Origin of the sequence: Bacillus sp. EKM206B (assembly GCF_011066015.1) — a bacterium.
Taxonomy (GTDB): Bacteria; Bacillota; Bacilli; order Bacillales; family Bacillaceae; genus Bacillus; species Bacillus velezensis.
In genome coordinates this window covers 1-17996 of record NZ_JAAMNL010000017.1, presented here as the reverse complement: position 1 = coordinate 17996, position 17996 = coordinate 1, and the positions used below count along the sequence as shown (strand labels likewise).

Sequence of the window (17996 nt, the reverse complement as noted above, 5' to 3'; positions counted from 1 at the left end):
AAAGGGCGGATACCATGTTTCACATTTTGTTAATAGAAGATGATAACACTTTATTTCACGAGATGAAAGAGAGATTAACGGGCTGGTCATTTGCGGTGCACGGAATAAAAGATTTCAGCCGGGTCATCCGGGAGTTTACCGAAATCAAGCCTGATTTGGTGATCATTGATGTACAGCTGCCGAAATTTGACGGCTTTCATTGGTGCAGAATGATACGCTCCCAATCAAACGTGCCGATTCTCTTTTTGTCCTCGCGCGATCATCCCGCGGATATGGTCATGTCGATGCAGCTCGGGGCAGATGATTTTATTCAGAAGCCTTTTCACTTTGATGTGTTAATCGCGAAAATACAGGCGGTGTTCCGCCGTGTGCATCAATACGGCACAGAACCTGCGCTGATGAAAAGATGGTGCGGGGCGGTCATTGACACAGAAACCAACACGGTCAGCCGTAAAAACGGTTCGGTCGAGCTGACCAAAAACGAAATGCTGATCTTAAAACTGCTGGCTGAGCAGAAAAATAAAATCGTCAGCCGGGAAGAACTCATCAGAAGCCTATGGAATGATGAGCGTTTCGTCAGTGATAATACGCTGACGGTGAATGTCAACCGGCTGCGGAAAAAACTCGATCAATTAGGCATCGGGAAAATGATTGAAACCAAGGTGGGGCAGGGATACATCGCAAAGGAAGAAGACGGTCTTTATGATTAAATCATTTCTGCTCGAAAGAAAGAGCTGGATCGCGATGTTTCTTTTGCAGCAGGCTGTGCTCCTTTTTGCGGCATATATTGATCCGTCTATTCCGTTTCTTTCAGTGTTGTATTTTGTTTACCTGTCGCTTCTTGTGTTTCTTGTATTTCTCTTGTTCCGCTATCGTAAAGAGACCGCCTATTATAAAAGCTTAAGAGAGTGGGACGCCAATTTAGACATGTCTTATCTGAAAGCGCCTGACAGTCCGTTTGAGTCTATCGTTGAAGAAAGCATTGAAGGGCAGACAGAGCAGTTAAGAAAAAGCTCCCTTCATCTTCAGGCGGCGTCAGAGCATGAAAAGGACGATCTGATGTCATGGATTCACGAGGTCAAAACACCGCTGACAGCGATGCATCTCATGATCGAGCGCCTTGATGAACATCAGCTGAAAGCCCCTTTGCTGTATGAATGGCTGCGGATTCACCATCTCCTGGATCAGCAGCTTCATCAGAAACGATTGTCCTTTATTGAAAATGATTTATCATTCCAGCGCATTCAGCTCAGACCGCTCGTTTTCAAAGAAATTAAAAATCTGCAATCTTGGTGTATACAAAAAGGGATCGGGTTTGACATTCAGCTTGATTCACCAGACGTTCACAGTGACGGAAAATGGCTTTCCTTCATCATCAGGCAGCTGTTAAGCAATGCCGTCAAATACAGTGAGGCGGATGACATTACCGTAAAAAGCTATGAACAAAACGGCCGGGTGCATGTGGATATCGAAGACCGCGGCATCGGCATCGAGCCCAAAGATCTTCCGCGCATTTTTGAAAAGGGATTTACCTCGACGCGAATGAGGCGTGATCACGCGTCAACGGGGATGGGCCTGTATTTGGCTCAAAAAGCCGCGGCTCCGCTTCTTATCCGGATCAGCGTGCGCTCTGAGCCGGAAAGCGGCACGGTTTTTACCTTGGTGTTTCCGAAACAGAACGATGCCGTCAGCATGTTCAGCGTGTGACAAAAGTGTCACATGCTTTTCTCTTTTGTTCGCTTAATCAAACGAAAAAAACGGCTTCTGTTTTTAAAATAAAGATAACCAATGTAAAAGGAGAATCATAACGTGATGATTTTAGAAGCAGGCAATATCCAAAAAAGCTACGGAAACAAGCTGAATAAACAAGAGGTGCTGAAAGGAATTGATCTTCAGATTCACAAAGGGGAATTCGTCAGCATTATGGGCCCGTCGGGATCAGGGAAAACGACCCTTTTGAATGTGCTTTCCTCCATTGATAAAGTGAGCGCGGGCACCATTAAACTGAATGAGACGGAGATTACATCCATGAAAGAAAAGCAGCTTGCCGAATTCAGAAAACGGCATCTCGGCTTTATTTTTCAGGATTATAATTTATTGGACACCCTGACCGTGAAGGAAAACATACTCCTGCCGTTATCCATTACGAAAATGTCTAAGAAAGAGGCGGACCTGCGATTTGCCGAGACGGCAGAGGAGCTTGGGATCTATGATTTGCGACATAAGTATCCGAGTGAAATTTCCGGCGGGCAAAAACAGCGGACGTCTGCCGCAAGAGCTGTTATTCACGAGCCGGGCATTATTTTTGCTGATGAGCCGACCGGAGCGCTCGATTCAAAGGCTGCCATGGATTTACTGAATAAACTCAGCCGTCTGAATCAAAAACGCCGCGCCACCATTGTGATGGTGACGCATGATCCGGTTGCTGCCAGCTATTCCGGACGTGTGGTTTTCATTAAAGACGGCCGTGTGTATACACAGCTGAATAAAGGCGGCCAGGACAGACCCGACTTTTTTCAGGATATTATGAAAACGCAAAGTGTATTGGGCGGGATTCAGGCATGAGTATTCATCATTTGATCTTCCAGAACCTGAAAAAGAATTTGAAAAACTATTACCTTTACGTTTTTGCGCTGGTGTTCAGCGCCGCCCTTTATTTCGCGTTTGTCACGATGCAATACGATCCGGCGCTTGATGAAATGAAAAGCTCCATAAAAGGAGCGGCGGCAATCCGGGCCGCCTCTGTACTGCTTGTGGCGATCGTGTCGGTATTTCTTTTATACGCCAACACCATTTTTATTAAACGGCGCGGCCGGGAAATCGGCTTATTCCGATTAATCGGAATGACGAAAATGCACATTTTCCGCATACTCAGCACAGAAAATTTCATTTTGTATTTCGGATCGATTTGGATCGGTATTTTTGCCGGCTTTTCTCTCTCGAAATTATGTATGATGATGCTGTTTCATACAGTCGGTGTGAAAGCCTCTGTCTCACTGTTTTTTTCAAGCAAGGCGCTCGTTCAGACGTTAATTGTGTTCGGGGCGATTTACGTGCTGATTATGATGATGAATTACTTATTTATTAAACGGCAAAGCATTTTGTCTTTATTTAAAACCGCGTCATCGTCAGAAAGCGGCATAAGACGGCTTTCTTGGGTGCAGATGTCGATCGGCGTTGTCGGTATTGCGGCCATTATCGCCGGCTATGCCGTGTCTGCGGATTTATTCGGAGGCAGTTTTACGAGCATGAATGAACTGTTTTCGGCCATGGTGTTTATTCTCGGCTCGGTCATTATCGGAACCTATCTGTTTTATAAAGGTTCGGTCAGCTTTCTGGCAAATCTCATCCGGAAATCAAAAGGCGGGTATCTGAATGTCAGTGAAGTGCTGTCTTTGTCATCCATCATGTTCCGGATGAAGTCAAACGCCGTCCTGCTGACGATTATTACGACTCTTTCGGCGCTGGCAATCGGTTTGCTGTCTTTAAGCTATATCTCGTACTATTCCGCGGAAAAATCGGCTGAGCAAAATACAGCCGCGGACTTTGCGTTTGATAACCAAAAGGAGACTGACTCATTTACCGCTTTATTGAAGAAAAACGGAATTGAACACAAAGTGAAAACAATCAAGACCATTCAAGCCGGTGTCAATATGAAGAACATCATAAACGGCGACATGAAAAGCTTTCAACAAGACCCGTCCAGCTTGGCGCTGCCGATTATAAGCGAGAAAGACGCAGAAGGGACGGAGCTTTCTGACGGAGAAGCCGTGTTTACCGGATATAATGATATGATGAAAAGATTTCTCGACCTGAAAACGTCAGGATCCATTGATATAAACGGCAAAACGGATAAAATACCGCTGGCGTATAAGGGCTTGAAGAACGACTTCCTCCTGTCATATACATTTACAAGCGGAGGGCTGCCGACCGTTATCGTCACGCAGCAGGTATTTGACCGGATCGAGAAAGATATCGACCCGTCCATCCAGGGAAAATCAAATCGGTTTTTCGGCATTACACTCAAACGAGAAGAGGACATCCAAAAAGCTGATGGTCTGTTTCAAGCGCAGCACTATTCTGACGGCGCGCTTTCACAATTTGAAACGGCTGACACGCAAAAGAAAAACATGGGGCTGGTCATGTTTATTGTCGGGTTTTTAGGATTAACCTTTCTGATTACCTCAGGCTGTATCCTTTATTTTAAACAAATGGGCGAGTGTGAGGATGAGAAGGCTGATTACACGATATTGCGGAAGCTCGGCTTCACAACAGGAGATCTGCTGAAAGGCATCCGCCGGAAGCAGGCGTATCATTTCGGGATTCCGCTCGTTCTCGGGCTGTTCCACAGCTATTTTGCCGTTCAGTCAGGATGGTTTTTATTCGGAACGGAAGTGTGGACGCCGATGATCATCGTCATGGCGCTGTATACGCTGCTGTACTCCATCTTCGGCATGCTGTCGGTGCTATACTATAAAAAGGTCATTCAATCCGCCTTGTAAAACAAGTTGAGGAGCCTCCGCATAAGCGGAGGCTTTTTTTGTATGAATAGAAGAAAGCGATTTTTAAAAGAATAGACATACGTCATTTTTTCGCGCGGGGGAGCCTTATGCAGAAGTATTTTCAATTGAAATCTGAAACAGGAGCCTTTCATCTTTTTTCCAAGGAACACATTTTCACGCTGTTGGTCATCGGATTGCTGGGGGTGTGCGTGATCGTATTCCGGAAACAGCTCAATCACGGCCGGTCGAATCGCGTTTTCCGCTATGTACTGTTCATTCTCCTTGCCGTGTCGCAGATCAGCTATCATATATGGCTGCTTTGTCATCATGCCTGGTCGTTGAAAACAGCTCTGCCGCTGCAGCTGAGCGACCTTTCCGTCTATTTGGCAATGCTGATGGTCATGACAAAAAGCAAAAAACTGTTCGCCTTCGTCTATTTTGCCGGTTTGGGCAGCGCCGTACAGGCGATGGCAACACCTGATTTAGGGGCGTATTCTTCTCCTCATTTTCGGTACATCGTGTTTTTCGTCTCCCACGGCTGTGTTTTTCTTACCTGTCTATTCATGGCCGCTTCAGAAAGGTACAGGCCGTCGGCACGCGGGCTGTGGATGTCGGTGCTGATCGTAAATCTGTACGGGGCGTGTGTCTTTTTTATTGATCGTGTGCTGAATGCAAATTACTTATATTTAATGAAAAAACCGAAGACCGCTTCGCTTCTGAATGTTTTCGGACCTTGGCCGTGGTATCTTCTATCAATGGAAGCGGCGGTGATATTGAGCTTTTTCATTCTGTATATTCCGTTTTGGCTGCTGAGGAAAAGAGCATGAGGCCGGCCTGTTTTTGTGAATCCAATCATTTGTAATTTTTTCAACATTCCGGCATTATTTTTTTCAGATTCTGATGTTGAAAAAAGACGTCCGCGGCGATAGAATGAATGTGCTATGATAACAAGTTCGATACGGAGCCGCGGCTTGCGGTTTCCGTTTTTTCATGGGGTTTTTTATAGAGAGAGGGGGATCGGTATGCCGCGCGCTTTGAAGATATTAATCATCGGAATGTTTATCAATGTGACGGGCGCATCTTTTTTGTGGCCGCTGAATACGATCTATATTCATAATCATTTAGGGAAATCGCTGACTGTTGCGGGGGTTGTTCTGATGCTGAATTCCGGGGCCAGTGTGGCGGGGAATTTATGCGGCGGATTTTTGTTTGATAAAATCGGCGGATTCAAATCCATTATGCTGGGCATTATGATCACATTGGCAAGTCTTCTCGGACTCGTTCTGTTTCATCAATGGCCCGTTTATATTTGGCTGCTCATCATTGTCGGCTTCGGTTCCGGTATCGTGTTTCCGGCCAGTTACGCCATGGCGGGAGCGGTATGGAAAGAAGGCGGGCGGAGAGCTTTTAATGCGATTTATGTAGCTCAGAACGCAGGTGTCGCCGTGGGCTCGGCACTCGGCGGGATGGTTGCGGCGTACTCGTTTACGTACGTGTTTTTAGCCAATGCTATGCTGTATGTGCTGTTTTTCCTTATCGTATTTTTCGGGTTTCGAAATATCAAAACCCAAAATGCGAGCCAGGTTTCTGTTCTGGACTACGAGCCTGTCAGCAGCAGAACGAAATTTACGGCGCTTCTCATATTGAGCGGCGGGTATGTTCTCGGGTGGATCGCCTATTCGCAGTGGTCCACAACCGTTGCGTCACATACTCAAAGCATCGGTATGCCGCTTTCATTATACAGTGTGCTCTGGACCGTAAACGGAATATTAATTGTCGCCGGACAGCCTCTCATGGGAGCTGTTCTGAAAAAATGGTCCGGTGCGTTAAAAACGCAGATGGTCATCGGCTTTTGTATTTTTATCGTCTCGTTCGGCGTGCTTCTCAGCGCCAAGCAATTTCCGATGTACCTCACCGCAATGGTGATTTTAACCGTCGGAGAAATGCTTGTCTGGCCTGCCGTGCCTACCATTGCCAATCAGCTTGCGCCTAAGGGGAAAGAAGGATTTTACCAAGGATTCGTCAACAGTGCGGCGACGGGCGGCAGAATGATCGGGCCGCTCCTTGGCGGCGTGCTGGTTGATCAGTACGGAATGAGCGTGCTGCTGTTGATCCTGATGGTGCTTCTTGTTGTCAGCATCGCAGCGACGGTGCTGTACGACAAACGCCTGAAAACCGTTAATAAACAAAACGTCCAAGTGCGATGACGACATAAAAAAAATCCCGCTGTTTCGGCGGGATTTTTTTGTTTATACGACCGGAAGCACGTTGACGGCGTCCTTAACGTTTAAATATGTCTTTAATGAAGAAAAGCTGGCATCAAGCTGATTCATTCTCATGGCGAGGGTAGGCTTGATACCGGTGATAATCAATTCTGTGCCGATTAATTTAAGCAGGTGGTGCAATTTGAAAATCCGGTCTGCGGTCTGTTCGTTTACCTCGGCCAGACCTGATAAGTCTATAATTAAGTAATCATCTTTAGATGCGGTTAATATGTCTGTCAAAGTTGTCACAATTGAATCAAATCGTTCTTCCGTTAAGTTTCCCACTAACGGCAAAGCGGAGATGCCGTTTCGGATCGGAACAATCGGTGTTGACAGCGTCGTGATTTCTGTGAGGGAATCCTCAAGGAGCTTTTCGTATTCTTTCTGCTCTGTAATGTCTTTTTGAAAACCGACAAAATAGAGCTTGTCTTCAACATAAAGAGGATCAATGTTGAGTTCATTCCAAAATGGGGTGCCGTCTTTTTTGACGTTTTTCAGCCGCACCGTGATCTTTTCTTTCTGGGTTAAGCTCTTTCTGATTTTCGCGACTTGTTGACGGTCGGTTTCTTTGCTTTGCAGAAATCTGCAGTTCTTACCTAATATCTCTTCGGAAGAGTAGCCTGTCATATCCATAAATCCCTGATTTGTATATATGATGGGATTATCCTCAAGAGAGGGGTCTGTAATCACCACGCCGATGCGTGCGTGATCAAGCGCCTTTTTGATAAGCTCCAGCTGCTCCAGTTTTCCGGATACATTTGAGTCAGCCATGTAAAACCCCCTTTTGGCCGTAAAGCTGCGCGCTTTTTCAGCCGTGTTTCTCCCCTTTTTAAATGAATCTACAGTAACCGTAGCATAACATATGTTCTGATTCAAGCAGCCGAAGTTTGCAATTTGTCATTCGGGCTTGTCCTCATATACACTGAATATATAAGGGGAAGGCACATCATCGCTAAGTAAGTGACTAGGTCATTGTCACTGGGTGAAAAATGAATCTAATGCATCAAGCTTACCGATCATGTGTTCACATATAATGGAAGAAACAAGCTTTTTACTTTCCTGCTCAATCGCCGGTATGTAGATATCGAAAATCATCGTATTCGTAAGGGGGCTGGATGGCCTGAAGTCGCTTTACTAAATAAGGGCTTTAGGAAGGTGATGAAGATGCTGCATCAGGTAATAATTGCTTGTGTAATTGGAGGAATCATGGGGGTTCTCGGTCATGTGAAAAAGAGAGGCAGGCTGGAGAAACCCAGAATGACAAAGCGGTTTATCTATCTCGGTTTTTTGGAAGATGGTTTTATCGGAATGGCTGCTTCCATCTTACTTGTCTTATCCGCTGACCCCGATTCAGGAATTCAACTCGTCATCTTATCGATAATCGCAGGCTACGGCGGAGAAGCTGTTCTCAGGAGCTTTGATTTTGTCAGAGAACAAAACAGTGATTCGGCCGAAGCAAAACCACACCAGCAAAAAAATCCTCCATCAAAATAATATCCCCGCTCATGACCCGTTCCGGGTACATTCCCATTGTATACAAACCTGCTTGCACTTATGAACAGAATTCTATAAAATACAGGTAAGATTACGGTAGCGATAAGAACAGTGAAGAGGAGCAGTAAGAAGCAGATTTTGCAATCAGAGAGTTGACGGCGGGTGCAAGTCAATCAAGTCTGTTTCCGAACTCGCCTCAGAGTTGCAGCGGCAAAACCGCTGACGCATAACTGCGTTAAAAGTATCAAGTGAGTGCGGCTTAAAACCGCGCTAACGAGGGTGGTACCGCGGGAAACAAAAATCTCTCGTCCCTTTTTGGGATGAGGGAGTTTTTTTTAGTTTTAGAATAATCTGAATATAATCTTTCTCATCCCGTCAATACTTGGACTACATACGCCGTATTCAATCAGAAGGAGGTTTTTACGTTGAGTTTTCAGCATGAAAAAATAGAAAAGAAATGGCAGAATTACTGGTTGGATCATAAAACGTTCGCCGTCAGTGAAGAGAATGACAAGCCGAAGTTTTACGCGCTTGACATGTTCCCGTATCCTTCAGGAGCCGGCCTTCATGTCGGACATCCGGAAGGCTATACGGCAACCGATATCCTTTCGCGCATGAGACGCATGCAAGGATACAATGTGCTTCATCCGATGGGATGGGACGCGTTCGGGCTTCCTGCCGAGCAATACGCGCTTGACACGGGGAATGATCCGGCCGAGTTCACAAAACAAAATATAGATAATTTCCGCCGCCAGATTCAATCGCTCGGATTTTCATATGATTGGGATCGTGAAATCAATACGACTGATCCGGACTATTACAAGTGGACGCAGTGGATCTTCACCAAGCTGTACGAAAAAGGGCTCGCTTACGTAGACGAAGTGCCGGTCAACTGGTGCCCGGCGCTCGGAACGGTGCTTGCGAACGAAGAAGTCATTGACGGCAAAAGCGAGCGGGGCGGCCATCCGGTTGAACGCCGTCCGATGAGACAATGGATGCTGAAAATCACCGCTTATGCGGACAGGCTTCTTGAAGATTTAGAAGACCTTGACTGGCCGGAAAGCATTAAAGACATGCAGCGCAACTGGATCGGACGCTCAGAAGGCGCAAACGTGCATTTCGCGATCGACGGCACTGATGACACGTTTACCGTGTTTACGACAAGACCGGACACGCTGTTTGGCGCGGCTTATGCCGTACTGGCTCCTGAGCATGAGCTTGTGGAGGCCATCACGACGCCTGAACAAAAAGAAGCGGTAGACGCTTATGTTAAAGAAGTTCAGGCGAAAAGTGACCTGGAACGGACGGATCTTGCGAAAACAAAAACGGGCGTCTTCACGGGCGCATATGCCGTAAACCCTGCAAACGGAGAAAAGCTGCCGATCTGGATAGCGGATTATGTCCTCGCCTCTTACGGAACGGGCGCTGTAATGGCCGTGCCGGCGCATGACGAACGTGATTTTGAATTCGCAAAAGTGTTCAGCCTGCCTGTCAAAGAAGTCGTAAAAGGCGGAAACACGGAAGAAGAAGCGTATACGGGAGACGGAGAGCATGTCAATTCCGGCTTTCTGAACGGACTGAATAAAGCGGAAGCGATTGAAAAAATGATCGCCTGGCTTGAAGAAACGAAAAACGGTGAGAAAAAAGTGACATACCGTCTGCGTGATTGGCTGTTCAGCCGCCAGCGCTATTGGGGCGAGCCGATTCCGGTCATTCATTGGGAAGATGGCACGTCAACAGCCGTTCCGGCGGAAGAGCTGCCGCTGATTCTGCCGAAAACCGATGAGATCAAACCGAGCGGAACAGGTGAATCACCGCTTGCCAACATTAAAGAGTGGGTGGAAGTCACTGATCCTGAAACGGGCAAAAAAGGCAGAAGAGAAACGAACACGATGCCGCAATGGGCGGGAAGCTGCTGGTATTTCCTCCGCTTTATCGACCCGAAAAATCCGGATCAGCTCGCTTCACCTGAGAAACTGGATAAATGGCTGCCCGTTGATATTTACATTGGAGGAGCGGAGCATGCCGTGCTTCACCTTCTGTACGCGCGTTTCTGGCATAAATTCCTCTACGATATCGGTGTCGTGCCGACGAAAGAACCGTTCCAAAAGCTGTATAACCAAGGGATGATTCTCGGGGAAAACAATGAAAAAATGAGTAAATCCCGCGGAAACGTCGTCAATCCGGATGAAATTGTGGCGTCTCACGGAGCAGATACGCTTCGCCTGTACGAAATGTTTATGGGGCCGCTTGACGCATCTATCGCCTGGTCTGAATCAGGTCTTGACGGAGCGCGCCGCTTCCTTGACCGCGTATGGCGTTTGTTTATCGAGGAAAACGGCGAGCTGACGGGTAAAGTGACAGAAGGCGCGGGCGAAACTCTTGAGCGCGTCTATCATGAAACGGTTATGAAAGTGACAGAAAACTTCGAAGCCCTTCGTTTTAACACGGGCATTTCTCAGCTGATGGTCTTCATTAATGAAGCTTACAAAGCGAATGAACTGCCGAGAGAATATATCGAAGGTTTTGTGAAGCTGCTTTCTCCTGTTGCGCCGCATTTGGCGGAAGAACTGTGGGAAAAACTCGGCCACGAAGGTTCGATTGCATACGAGGCTTGGCCTGCTTATGATGAATCAAAACTGGTGGACGATGAAGTGGAAATCGTCGTCCAGCTGAACGGAAAAGTAAAAGCGAAATTAATGGTTCCGGCTGATGCTGATAAAGCAGCGTTAGAACAGCTCGCACAAGCTGACGAAAAAGTAAAAGAGCAGCTTGAAGGAAAAACGATCCGAAAAATCATTGCCGTACCGGGCAAGCTTGTCAATATCGTGGCAAACTGACCGGACGAAGCCCCTCTCCTACAGAGAGGGGCTTTTTTATCAGGCCTCTATCATAGAAATTGCACCGCGGGCTTTGGTATACTTAACACCATAAAGATGAATGGGAGTGTCACGCATTGAAAATAAATGAAATCAGCACAGCCGCACTGGAAGAAAAATTAAAAGCGGGAGAAGAGCTGTATCTGATTGATGTCAGAGAAGACGAAGAAGTTGCCGAAGGAATGATTCCGGAGGCCGTTCATATCCGCATGGGGGACATCCCTGAGAAGATGGATGCGTTAGACAAGGACAAGGAATATGTATTTATCTGCCGTTCCGGAAAAAGAAGCATGAACGTTTGTATGTATTTACATGAGCAGGGCTTCCGTACAGTTAATGTTGAAGGCGGCATGCTGGAGTGGGAAGGCGAAACAAAGCCGAAGAAATAACGCTTTGAAGTGAAAGAAGAAAAGGGACGTGCGTCTTTTTCTTCTTTTTTTATAAAAAAACGGGAGGCGAATCAGGTGAAACCGATGATCCGCGCGATGAAAACAAACGATATCAAACAGGTCCGGCAAGTCGCAGAACGAAGCTGGCATCATACATATGAAGGGATTATCCCCAGACACATTCAGGATCAGTTTCTCGAATCCGCCTATCAGGATGAGATGATGGAACGCCGGCTCTTGCATTCTTTGTTCTTTGTGGCAGAAGAAGAGGGGCGAGTGCTCGGTTTTGCAAATGTCACCCCGGTTCAAAAAGACGGAAATGCGGAGCTGACCGCCATCTATATTGACCCGGATTGCCAGGGAAGCGGGATAGGCACGGCACTTCTTAAAGAATGCATCAGGCAGTCCGGCGGGGTAAAAAAGCTTTATGTCCATGCAGAAAAAGAGAACCGCATCGCCTTGTCCTTTTATCAAGCGAAAGGGTTTCAAAGGGTATGTGAATTTGAAGAAGATTTTAAAGGACACACCTTACAGACGGTCAAACTGGTGCTGAACGTATAAAAGCGTCCGGCCCGCCCAGGACCGGATCGCGAATGATCAATGATAAGCCGGAAGCCGGTCTTTGTGCGCTTCAAATAAGTCATCGCACAAAGAGATTATGTCATTCATGGAAAGCTCGGCGCTCGTATGCGGATCAAGCATGGCCGCTTGATATACGGCTTCCTTTTTTAATGTAACGGCTGCTTCGATGGTTAAAAGCTGTGTGTTAATGTTTGTTCTATTGAGCGCCGCGAGCTGCTCCGGAAGTTCGCCGGAGTAGCACGGCATAATTTGGTTTTTGACGGCGGCGCACGGCACTTCAACGACCGCTTTCGCCGGCAGATTCGGTATCAGCCCTGTATTCAGCACATTGCCGCCGAATGTGAACGGACGGCCCGTCTCCATCGCTTCTATAATTCTCGAACCGTATTCTTTCGAGCGTTCATGCGTCAGGTTTTGGTTGTTGATGATGCCGTCTCTCATCGTTTCCCAATATTTGATTTGATCCGCGCATCTCCTCGGATATTCATCAAGCGGAATTTGGAGTTCATCTATCAGCTCCGGATACCGGCTTTTTATAAAATACGGGTGATATTCGGCATTATGCTCAGATGATTCCGTCACGTAGCAGCCGAATTTATCCATCAGCTCAAACCGCACCATGTCCTTATGTTTCGTCTTTTGTTTTTCGCGTGCCCGTCTTTTAATTTCCGGATATAAATCAATTCCGTCTTTTTTAATCTCCAAAAGCCAAGCCATATGGTTGATGCCGGCAATGCGTTCTTCCGTACCTTCGTGATCCATGCCGAGTGAGTCAAACAGATCTTTGGTACAGACCTGGACGCTGTGGCACAGGCCGACCGTTTTGACATTTGTATGTCTGAGCATCGCTCCGGTCAGAGAGGCCATCGGATTTGTATAGTTTAACAGCCACGCATCCGGGCAGACCTCTTCCATGTCTTTTGCGATGTCAAATAAAACGGGGATGGTGCGGAGGGAACGGAAAATGCCGCCTATTCCGACGGTATCGGCAATCGTCTGGCGGAGACCGTACCGCTTCGGGATGTCAAAGTCAATGACCGTCGCGGGTTTATAGCCTCCGACCTGAATGGCGTTTATCACATAGCCGGCCTGTGTAAGCGCCTGTTTTCGGTCATCGTAAGAGATGATGGATATACTCGTATTGTAGCGGTCTCTCATGTTTTCCAGCATGAGCTGGGATTCTTTCAGCCGTACAGCGTCAATATCATAAAGCGCGAATTCAAATCCGTTTAATGCTTCAGTTAGTAAGCAGTCCCCCAGTACATTTTTTGCGAAAATCGTGCTCCCCGCTCCGATAAATGTAATTTTCTTCAACAGAAATTCCTCCCTTTTCTTCTCAGCCTTTGACCGCCCCGGAGGACAGCCCTGAGATAAAATATTTTTGAAGCGCCAAAAACAATACGACCATCGGCAGCATCGCCATAATTGCGGCTGCGGCGACTAAGTGAAGATTGTTCGCGTTTTCGCCGAAGAACCCCGCCATGGCCACGGTCAATGTCTGCACCTTTTGATCTTGTAAAAAGAAAATCGCAAATTGGTAATCGTTCCAGATAAACACGCAGGAAATAATGCAGACCGTTGCGGTAATCGGTTTCAACAAAGGAAACACGATCGTATAAAAAGTCCTGATCAATCCCGCGCCGTCCATCCTGGCGGCTTCCTCAAGTTCTTTCGGAATAGAGGAGCGGATAAACCCTGAATATAAGAAAACGGTCAGCGGCATATATGCAGCCGTATTAATGAGAATGGCTGCGGCATGCGTATTGACCAGCCCCGCATCAGCGACCATCTTGTATAAAGGAACCATGGAAGTCAAAGGCGGGATGATCATGATTGAAATCAAAAGGCCGAAGACGATTTTGTTCAGCTTTGTATTTCTTCTTGCGAGCGGGTATGCGGCAAGCGAACCCATGAAAATTAGCAAGGCGGCGGAAACGGCTGTAATGATGATCGTGTTCAGAAAGGATTGCCCGAGAGAGGCGCGCTCCCATGCTTCACGAAAATTCTGAAATGAAAAGGCGGATGGCAGCGACCATTTTGAACTGTAGTCTCCTTTTGCTTTTAATGACGTGGTCAGCAAAATATAAAAGGGGACAATATGAACGCACGAGATAACGGCAGCCAACAGCGTAAAAATCCGCATTCGGGCTGTTTTCATGACATTTCCGTCTCCTTTCGCTTGAAATACACGAGAGCCGAAAAGCTGATGACAAGAATAATGACGGACATAAACACGCCTTGGGCGGCGGCATATCCCGCATCCTGCCGTTTAAAATATAAATCATACATAAACGTCGACATCGATTGAGAGGAATTGCCCGGCCCGCCTGCGGTCAGCGCGAAAATGACATCAAACAGCTTCAGCCCTCCGATGATATTGATGACCATGTTGATGGTGACAGCCGGCATCAATAATGGCAGGGTGATGGTGAAAAACGGCTGAAGACCTCCCGCGCCATCCATTTTTGCGGCTTCGTAATAATCTTTCGGAATGCTTTGCAGCCCCGCCAAATATACAATCATTGCAATGCCTGCGTATTGATACGTGTTAATCATGACGATAATCCAAGGGTTTGCCGCAGGGCTTGCCAAGGCGTTGACAGGACCGATTCCCAGTGCGCCCAGTACATCATTCAGCGCACCCCCGTCATATGAGAAAATAAAATACCAAATGTATCCCATAATCAGCGGACTGATAATGACGGGCAGGTAGACGATCGTTCTTGTGAGTGCCTTCATTTTTAAGCTCTGATTCAAAAGCAGCGCATATAAAAGTCCGAGCATATTCTGAAAAAAAGTGCTTCCGATGCCGTAAAGCAAAGTGTTTTTCACAATAAGCCACGTGTCCGGATCTGTAAAAAGCCTTTTATATTGAGTGACCCCCACCCATTGATACGTCTGTGAGAAGCCGTTCCAGTTTGTAAATGTGATAAAAGCGCCTTTGACAAACGGAAAAATCATAAAAATAAAAACCGTGGCAAGAGCGGGAACGTACATCCACCACAGTGACGCGGGTTTTACCGGCTTTTGATGCTGAAATCCTTGGGTTTCTCTTGCAAGATCACTCATTCTTTTTCAGCTCCTTGTGAATCAGATTGAAGACGGAGCCGCTTATATTCCCTGCCGAGTTTCGCCGAAATTTCCGCGGGGGTTAAGATATCGGCCATCAGCTCCTGCCCGGCTGTCCCCATCACATCCCACATTCCGTTCGGCAAATAAAGGCGGTCAAAATAAGGCTGCACCTTAATATGCTGATAGCGCTTATAGTCATTTGCGTAGAAAATGTCCGTTTGCACATTCACTAATCCGGCCGGAAGCGAGGTCGCTTCGGCAATTGATTTCGCATGCTCGGGACGGGCCATAAATGCGATGAACTGTTTCGCTTCTTCAAGCCGCGGGGAATCCTTGAATGCCGCCAGCGTGTAACGTTCGCCTCCGATCCAAACCGGCGCGTCTCCCTTGTGGACGGCCGGGGTCGGTATGATGCCGACTTTTACCTTCGGATTGATTTGAGCGACGTCTTGGCCGAGGGTGCCGCCCTGCAGCGTAAAGGCGATTTTGTTTTGCGCCATCAGTTCAATGAGCTGGGACCGTTTTGCCGTCACGGCATCTATATTGAGCAGGTTTTCCTTTTGCATCTCTTTCAGTTTGTCAGATAAATAGGTGAAGTGTGTCCAGCGGAAGGTTCCGTTTAACAGCTGTTTTTTGAAACGGTGTACGGGATCTGTGATGAGAAGCGGTGCGGCGAATTGATCGTAATATTGGGCAAATGAGCTTTTCTCATAGCCGGCAAACCAAAAGGGGGTGACTGTTCCGCCGCTTTTTTCTTTAATCTGTCTCAGTGCCTTCATAAAATCATCCATTGTTCCCGGCGGTTTGATTCCGTATTTTTTCAACATTGTACGGTTGTAGGCCAGTCCGTCCTTTGCCTGATTCAGAGGGAAGGCGTATATTCTGCCTTTGGCGTCTTTGAGCATGCTGTTTAAATTCGGATCGAGCCGCTTCGTCCAAGACATGCCGCTGAGGTCGGCGGTATATTCTCCGTAGCGGATTTTGGCCCAGCCGTGTGTGTCGAAAAGATCGGGCATGTCACCGGCCGCCATTCTGACCCTCATCATATTTTCGTAGTCATTGCTTGGGAAATGAACGTTTACTTGAATGTCCGGATGTTCTTTTTGGAATGAATCAGCCAACTTTCTGAATACGGCGCGTTCGCTGTCTGAGGATATTGTGGAATAGACTGTCAATGTTTTCTGCTTTTCTCCGGCGCCGCTCTGTTCTGCCGAGCAGCCGGGTAGTATCATGCAAGTAAAAGAAAGAAACAAAGCCAGTAAGCGTTTCATCTTTTCCTCCTTTAAATATGATATAAACGCTGCGGGACATGTCACCTCCTTTCTTGTGAGCCGCAGCTTTGTCTGACAATCAATGAAGTGGGGAGCGTCACGGCCAGCGGGACGGTTCTTCCGTTTAAACGGTCGAGAAGCAATTTGACACCCGTCCGGCCCATCTCTTCCGTGTATACTTTTACCGTTGATAACGGCGTGCTGGCGTATTCTGCCTCATCAATTCCGTTGAAGCTGACAATTGCCGTATCGCGCGGGACTTGAAGGCCGGCTTCCTGCAAGGCTTTTAAAGCGCCGACAGCCATCGAATCACTTGCGATAAAAAAGGCATCGGGGAGACTTCCGCCTTTGATGGCTTCATTCATCAGCCGGAACCCTTCGTGCATGCTGTATTCGCCGATCAGTACATGCTCCGGCCCGGCGCCGGCCATTTGTAAGAAAGCGGTCAGACGCTTATCCTCAATCGTTTTATTGCTGTTTACACCGTCTATGACGGTATGCTCCCGCTCCCGGCCGCCGATATAACCGAGCCGCTGGTAACCGAGCGACAGAAGATGTTCTATCGCCTTTTGCGCTGCGGCATAAAAATCCACGCTGACAGAATCGTAGCGGGCGGGATCGGGGGTGCCGTTAACAAATACCGCGTGCCTGAAAGCGGCGCTGATATTCGTAAGCGCCTCTTCTTGCAGGCTGCCGATTACGATCACGCCGTCCAGTTCGTGAAACATATGCTCTTGAAAAGAACCGAGATGGATAGAAGATGTGATAAAAACTTTTTGCCGAAAGCATTCTTCCTCAATGCCTTTTCGAATCGCTGAAAAATAAGGATCCTGCCGTTCTTCTTCCGGTGACAGGCAGCTGACAACGCCGATCAGGGGCGCAGAATCGCTGCGGCTGCGGTTCTTCCGTTTTTTTGCCGACGGCTGATAGCCCAGCTCATCGGCGATCCTCAGAACTTTTTCTCTTGTTTCATCAGTCACGGCCAAAGAGTCATCCTTATTCAAAATTCTCGATACTGTCGCGCTGGATACAGATGCCTGTAAGGCAATATCTTTGAGACGGACCATTTCGCATCTCCTTTTTACTAAATATTTACTAAACAGAAATGACCTGGTTATTGTTAAAATGATATTATCATATGTTAGTAAGCGTTTTCAATAACTATTTTTGGTTACTTTTAGTAAAAATCAGTAAAAAAGAAAATCTGTTTTTCTCTATCATATTTCAATTGAACCGGAATAAATTGATAGAGAAAGGAGAGGGTGATGTGCTGAAGATAGCTGTTTTTGATGAGGAGCATGAAAAGGATCTGCAGACTGAAGTCAATACATTTTTAAAGGGGATTTCTGATGAACAGCTCGTTGATATTAAATATACGGTAGCGGCGGCCTGTGATCCTGAAGGTGAGCAGCTTTATTGTTTTTCCGCTCTCATTTTATACCGAAAATAAAAAAGCCCGGATGAAAGGGACTGCCCCCCGTTTTTGAGACAGGGGTCAAAACACCTTTTAAACAGCCAATTGCCGATAGTTTATCGGTGATTG

General features: G+C 47.0%; 17 protein-coding genes and 1 other annotated feature. Of the genes, 11 read left to right on the top strand and 6 right to left on the bottom strand.

Annotated elements, in window-relative coordinates:
• Positions 1-14 precede the first annotated feature (14 nt).
• The 6 genes from G9F50_RS19420 to G9F50_RS19395 all read left to right on the top strand — a co-directional run bounded on the left by G9F50_RS19420 (position 15) and on the right by G9F50_RS19395 (position 6709).
• Complete coding sequence (locus tag G9F50_RS19420; RefSeq protein ID WP_014305616.1) at positions 15-710, top strand: response regulator transcription factor; 696 nt, start codon at positions 15-17, stop codon at positions 708-710.
• The gene (locus G9F50_RS19415) at positions 703-1707 is read left to right on the top strand and encodes a sensor histidine kinase (protein ID WP_060562045.1); all 1005 of its coding nucleotides are present in this window, start codon (positions 703-705) and stop codon (positions 1705-1707) included. Before G9F50_RS19420 ends, G9F50_RS19415 begins: the two co-directional genes overlap by 8 nt.
• 102 nt (positions 1708-1809) lie before the next feature.
• Positions 1810-2565, top strand: a complete 756-nt coding sequence (locus G9F50_RS19410; protein ID WP_015240420.1) for an ABC transporter ATP-binding protein — start codon at positions 1810-1812, stop codon at positions 2563-2565.
• The gene (locus G9F50_RS19405; protein WP_060562044.1) at positions 2562-4502 is read left to right on the top strand and encodes an FtsX-like permease family protein; all 1941 of its coding nucleotides are present in this window, start codon (positions 2562-2564) and stop codon (positions 4500-4502) included. The genes G9F50_RS19410 and G9F50_RS19405 overlap by 4 nt, the downstream gene beginning before the upstream one ends.
• Positions 4503-4609: 107 nt before the next feature.
• The gene (locus G9F50_RS19400) at positions 4610-5329 is read left to right on the top strand and encodes a YwaF family protein (RefSeq protein WP_060562043.1); all 720 of its coding nucleotides are present in this window, start codon (positions 4610-4612) and stop codon (positions 5327-5329) included.
• A 195-nt stretch (positions 5330-5524) separates the two neighbouring features.
• Positions 5525-6709, top strand: a complete 1185-nt coding sequence (locus tag G9F50_RS19395) for an MDR family MFS transporter (protein ID WP_015240418.1) — start codon at positions 5525-5527, stop codon at positions 6707-6709.
• Positions 6710-6751: 42 nt separating this feature from the next.
• Here the strand turns inward: G9F50_RS19395 and ytvA are convergent, their stop codons facing one another.
• Positions 6752-7537: a YtvA family blue-light photoreceptor gene (gene ytvA, locus G9F50_RS19390; RefSeq protein ID WP_025285140.1), complete on the bottom strand. Its 786-nt coding sequence runs from the start codon at positions 7535-7537 to the stop codon at positions 6752-6754.
• A gap of 387 nt (positions 7538-7924) precedes the next feature.
• On the opposite strand from ytvA, the gene G9F50_RS19385 reads away from it, so the two are divergent.
• From G9F50_RS19385 to G9F50_RS19370, 4 genes are all read left to right on the top strand, one after another.
• Positions 7925-8260: a DUF4257 domain-containing protein gene (locus tag G9F50_RS19385; protein ID WP_015418038.1), complete on the top strand. Its 336-nt coding sequence runs from the start codon at positions 7925-7927 to the stop codon at positions 8258-8260.
• A 102-nt stretch (positions 8261-8362) separates the two neighbouring features.
• Positions 8363-8576 (top strand) — a binding site (T-box leader).
• Between the two features lie 109 nt (positions 8577-8685).
• Positions 8686-11100, top strand: coding sequence for a leucine--tRNA ligase (gene leuS / locus G9F50_RS19380; protein WP_060562042.1), 2415 nt, complete (start codon positions 8686-8688; stop codon positions 11098-11100).
• A 116-nt stretch (positions 11101-11216) separates the two neighbouring features.
• Positions 11217-11528 (top strand): rhodanese-like domain-containing protein, encoded by a 312-nt coding sequence (locus G9F50_RS19375; RefSeq protein WP_003152299.1) that lies wholly within the window; start codon positions 11217-11219, stop codon positions 11526-11528.
• 84 nt (positions 11529-11612) lie between these two features.
• Positions 11613-12089, top strand: a complete 477-nt coding sequence (locus G9F50_RS19370; RefSeq protein WP_207195718.1) for a GNAT family N-acetyltransferase — start codon at positions 11613-11615, stop codon at positions 12087-12089.
• Positions 12090-12125: 36 nt separating this feature from the next.
• On the opposite strand, the gene melA is transcribed toward G9F50_RS19370, so the two are convergent.
• The 5 genes from melA to G9F50_RS19345 are packed head-to-tail and all read right to left on the bottom strand — an operon-like array spanning position 12126 to position 17520.
• Positions 12126-13424, bottom strand: a complete 1299-nt coding sequence (gene melA, locus G9F50_RS19365; protein ID WP_060562041.1) for an alpha-galactosidase MelA — start codon at positions 13422-13424, stop codon at positions 12126-12128.
• A 22-nt stretch (positions 13425-13446) separates the two neighbouring features.
• Complete coding sequence (locus G9F50_RS19360; protein ID WP_003152305.1) at positions 13447-14268, bottom strand: carbohydrate ABC transporter permease; 822 nt, start codon at positions 14266-14268, stop codon at positions 13447-13449.
• Positions 14265-15179, bottom strand: coding sequence for a carbohydrate ABC transporter permease (locus G9F50_RS19355; RefSeq protein ID WP_003152306.1), 915 nt, complete (start codon positions 15177-15179; stop codon positions 14265-14267). The genes G9F50_RS19360 and G9F50_RS19355 overlap by 4 nt, the downstream gene beginning before the upstream one ends.
• A complete protein-coding gene (locus G9F50_RS19350; RefSeq protein WP_060562039.1) occupies positions 15176-16453 on the bottom strand; it encodes an ABC transporter substrate-binding protein in 1278 nt (425 codons plus the stop codon). The genes G9F50_RS19355 and G9F50_RS19350 overlap by 4 nt, the downstream gene beginning before the upstream one ends.
• Before the next feature lie 41 nt (positions 16454-16494).
• A complete protein-coding gene (locus G9F50_RS19345) occupies positions 16495-17520 on the bottom strand; it encodes a LacI family DNA-binding transcriptional regulator (protein ID WP_060562038.1) in 1026 nt (341 codons plus the stop codon).
• Between the two features lie 200 nt (positions 17521-17720).
• Between G9F50_RS19345 and G9F50_RS19340 the strand changes: the two genes are divergently transcribed.
• A complete protein-coding gene (locus G9F50_RS19340) occupies positions 17721-17903 on the top strand; it encodes a sporulation protein Cse60 (RefSeq protein ID WP_003152309.1) in 183 nt (60 codons plus the stop codon).
• Positions 17904-17996: the final 93 nt, after the last annotated feature.

Excerpts from the sequence above, each read along its gene's own strand:
- G9F50_RS19420 (WP_014305616.1), top strand. The coding sequence starts at position 15 with ATGTTTCACATTTTGTTAATAGAAGATGATAACACTTTATTTCACGAG.
- G9F50_RS19415 (WP_060562045.1), top strand. The coding sequence starts at position 703 with ATGATTAAATCATTTCTGCTCGAAAGAAAGAGCTGGATCGCGATGTTT.
- G9F50_RS19405 (WP_060562044.1), top strand. The coding sequence starts at position 2,562 with ATGAGTATTCATCATTTGATCTTCCAGAACCTGAAAAAGAATTTGAAA.
- G9F50_RS19400 (WP_060562043.1), top strand. The coding sequence starts at position 4,610 with ATGCAGAAGTATTTTCAATTGAAATCTGAAACAGGAGCCTTTCATCTT.
- G9F50_RS19395 (WP_015240418.1), top strand. The coding sequence starts at position 5,525 with ATGCCGCGCGCTTTGAAGATATTAATCATCGGAATGTTTATCAATGTG.
- ytvA (WP_025285140.1), bottom strand. The coding sequence starts at position 7,537 with ATGGCTGACTCAAATGTATCCGGAAAACTGGAGCAGCTGGAGCTTATC.
- G9F50_RS19385 (WP_015418038.1), top strand. The coding sequence starts at position 7,925 with ATGAAGATGCTGCATCAGGTAATAATTGCTTGTGTAATTGGAGGAATC.
- G9F50_RS19370 (WP_207195718.1), top strand. The coding sequence starts at position 11,613 with ATGATCCGCGCGATGAAAACAAACGATATCAAACAGGTCCGGCAAGTC.
- G9F50_RS19360 (WP_003152305.1), bottom strand. The coding sequence starts at position 14,268 with ATGAAAACAGCCCGAATGCGGATTTTTACGCTGTTGGCTGCCGTTATC.
- G9F50_RS19355 (WP_003152306.1), bottom strand. The coding sequence starts at position 15,179 with ATGAGTGATCTTGCAAGAGAAACCCAAGGATTTCAGCATCAAAAGCCG.
- G9F50_RS19350 (WP_060562039.1), bottom strand. The coding sequence starts at position 16,453 with ATGAAACGCTTACTGGCTTTGTTTCTTTCTTTTACTTGCATGATACTA.
- G9F50_RS19345 (WP_060562038.1), bottom strand. The coding sequence starts at position 17,520 with ATGGTCCGTCTCAAAGATATTGCCTTACAGGCATCTGTATCCAGCGCG.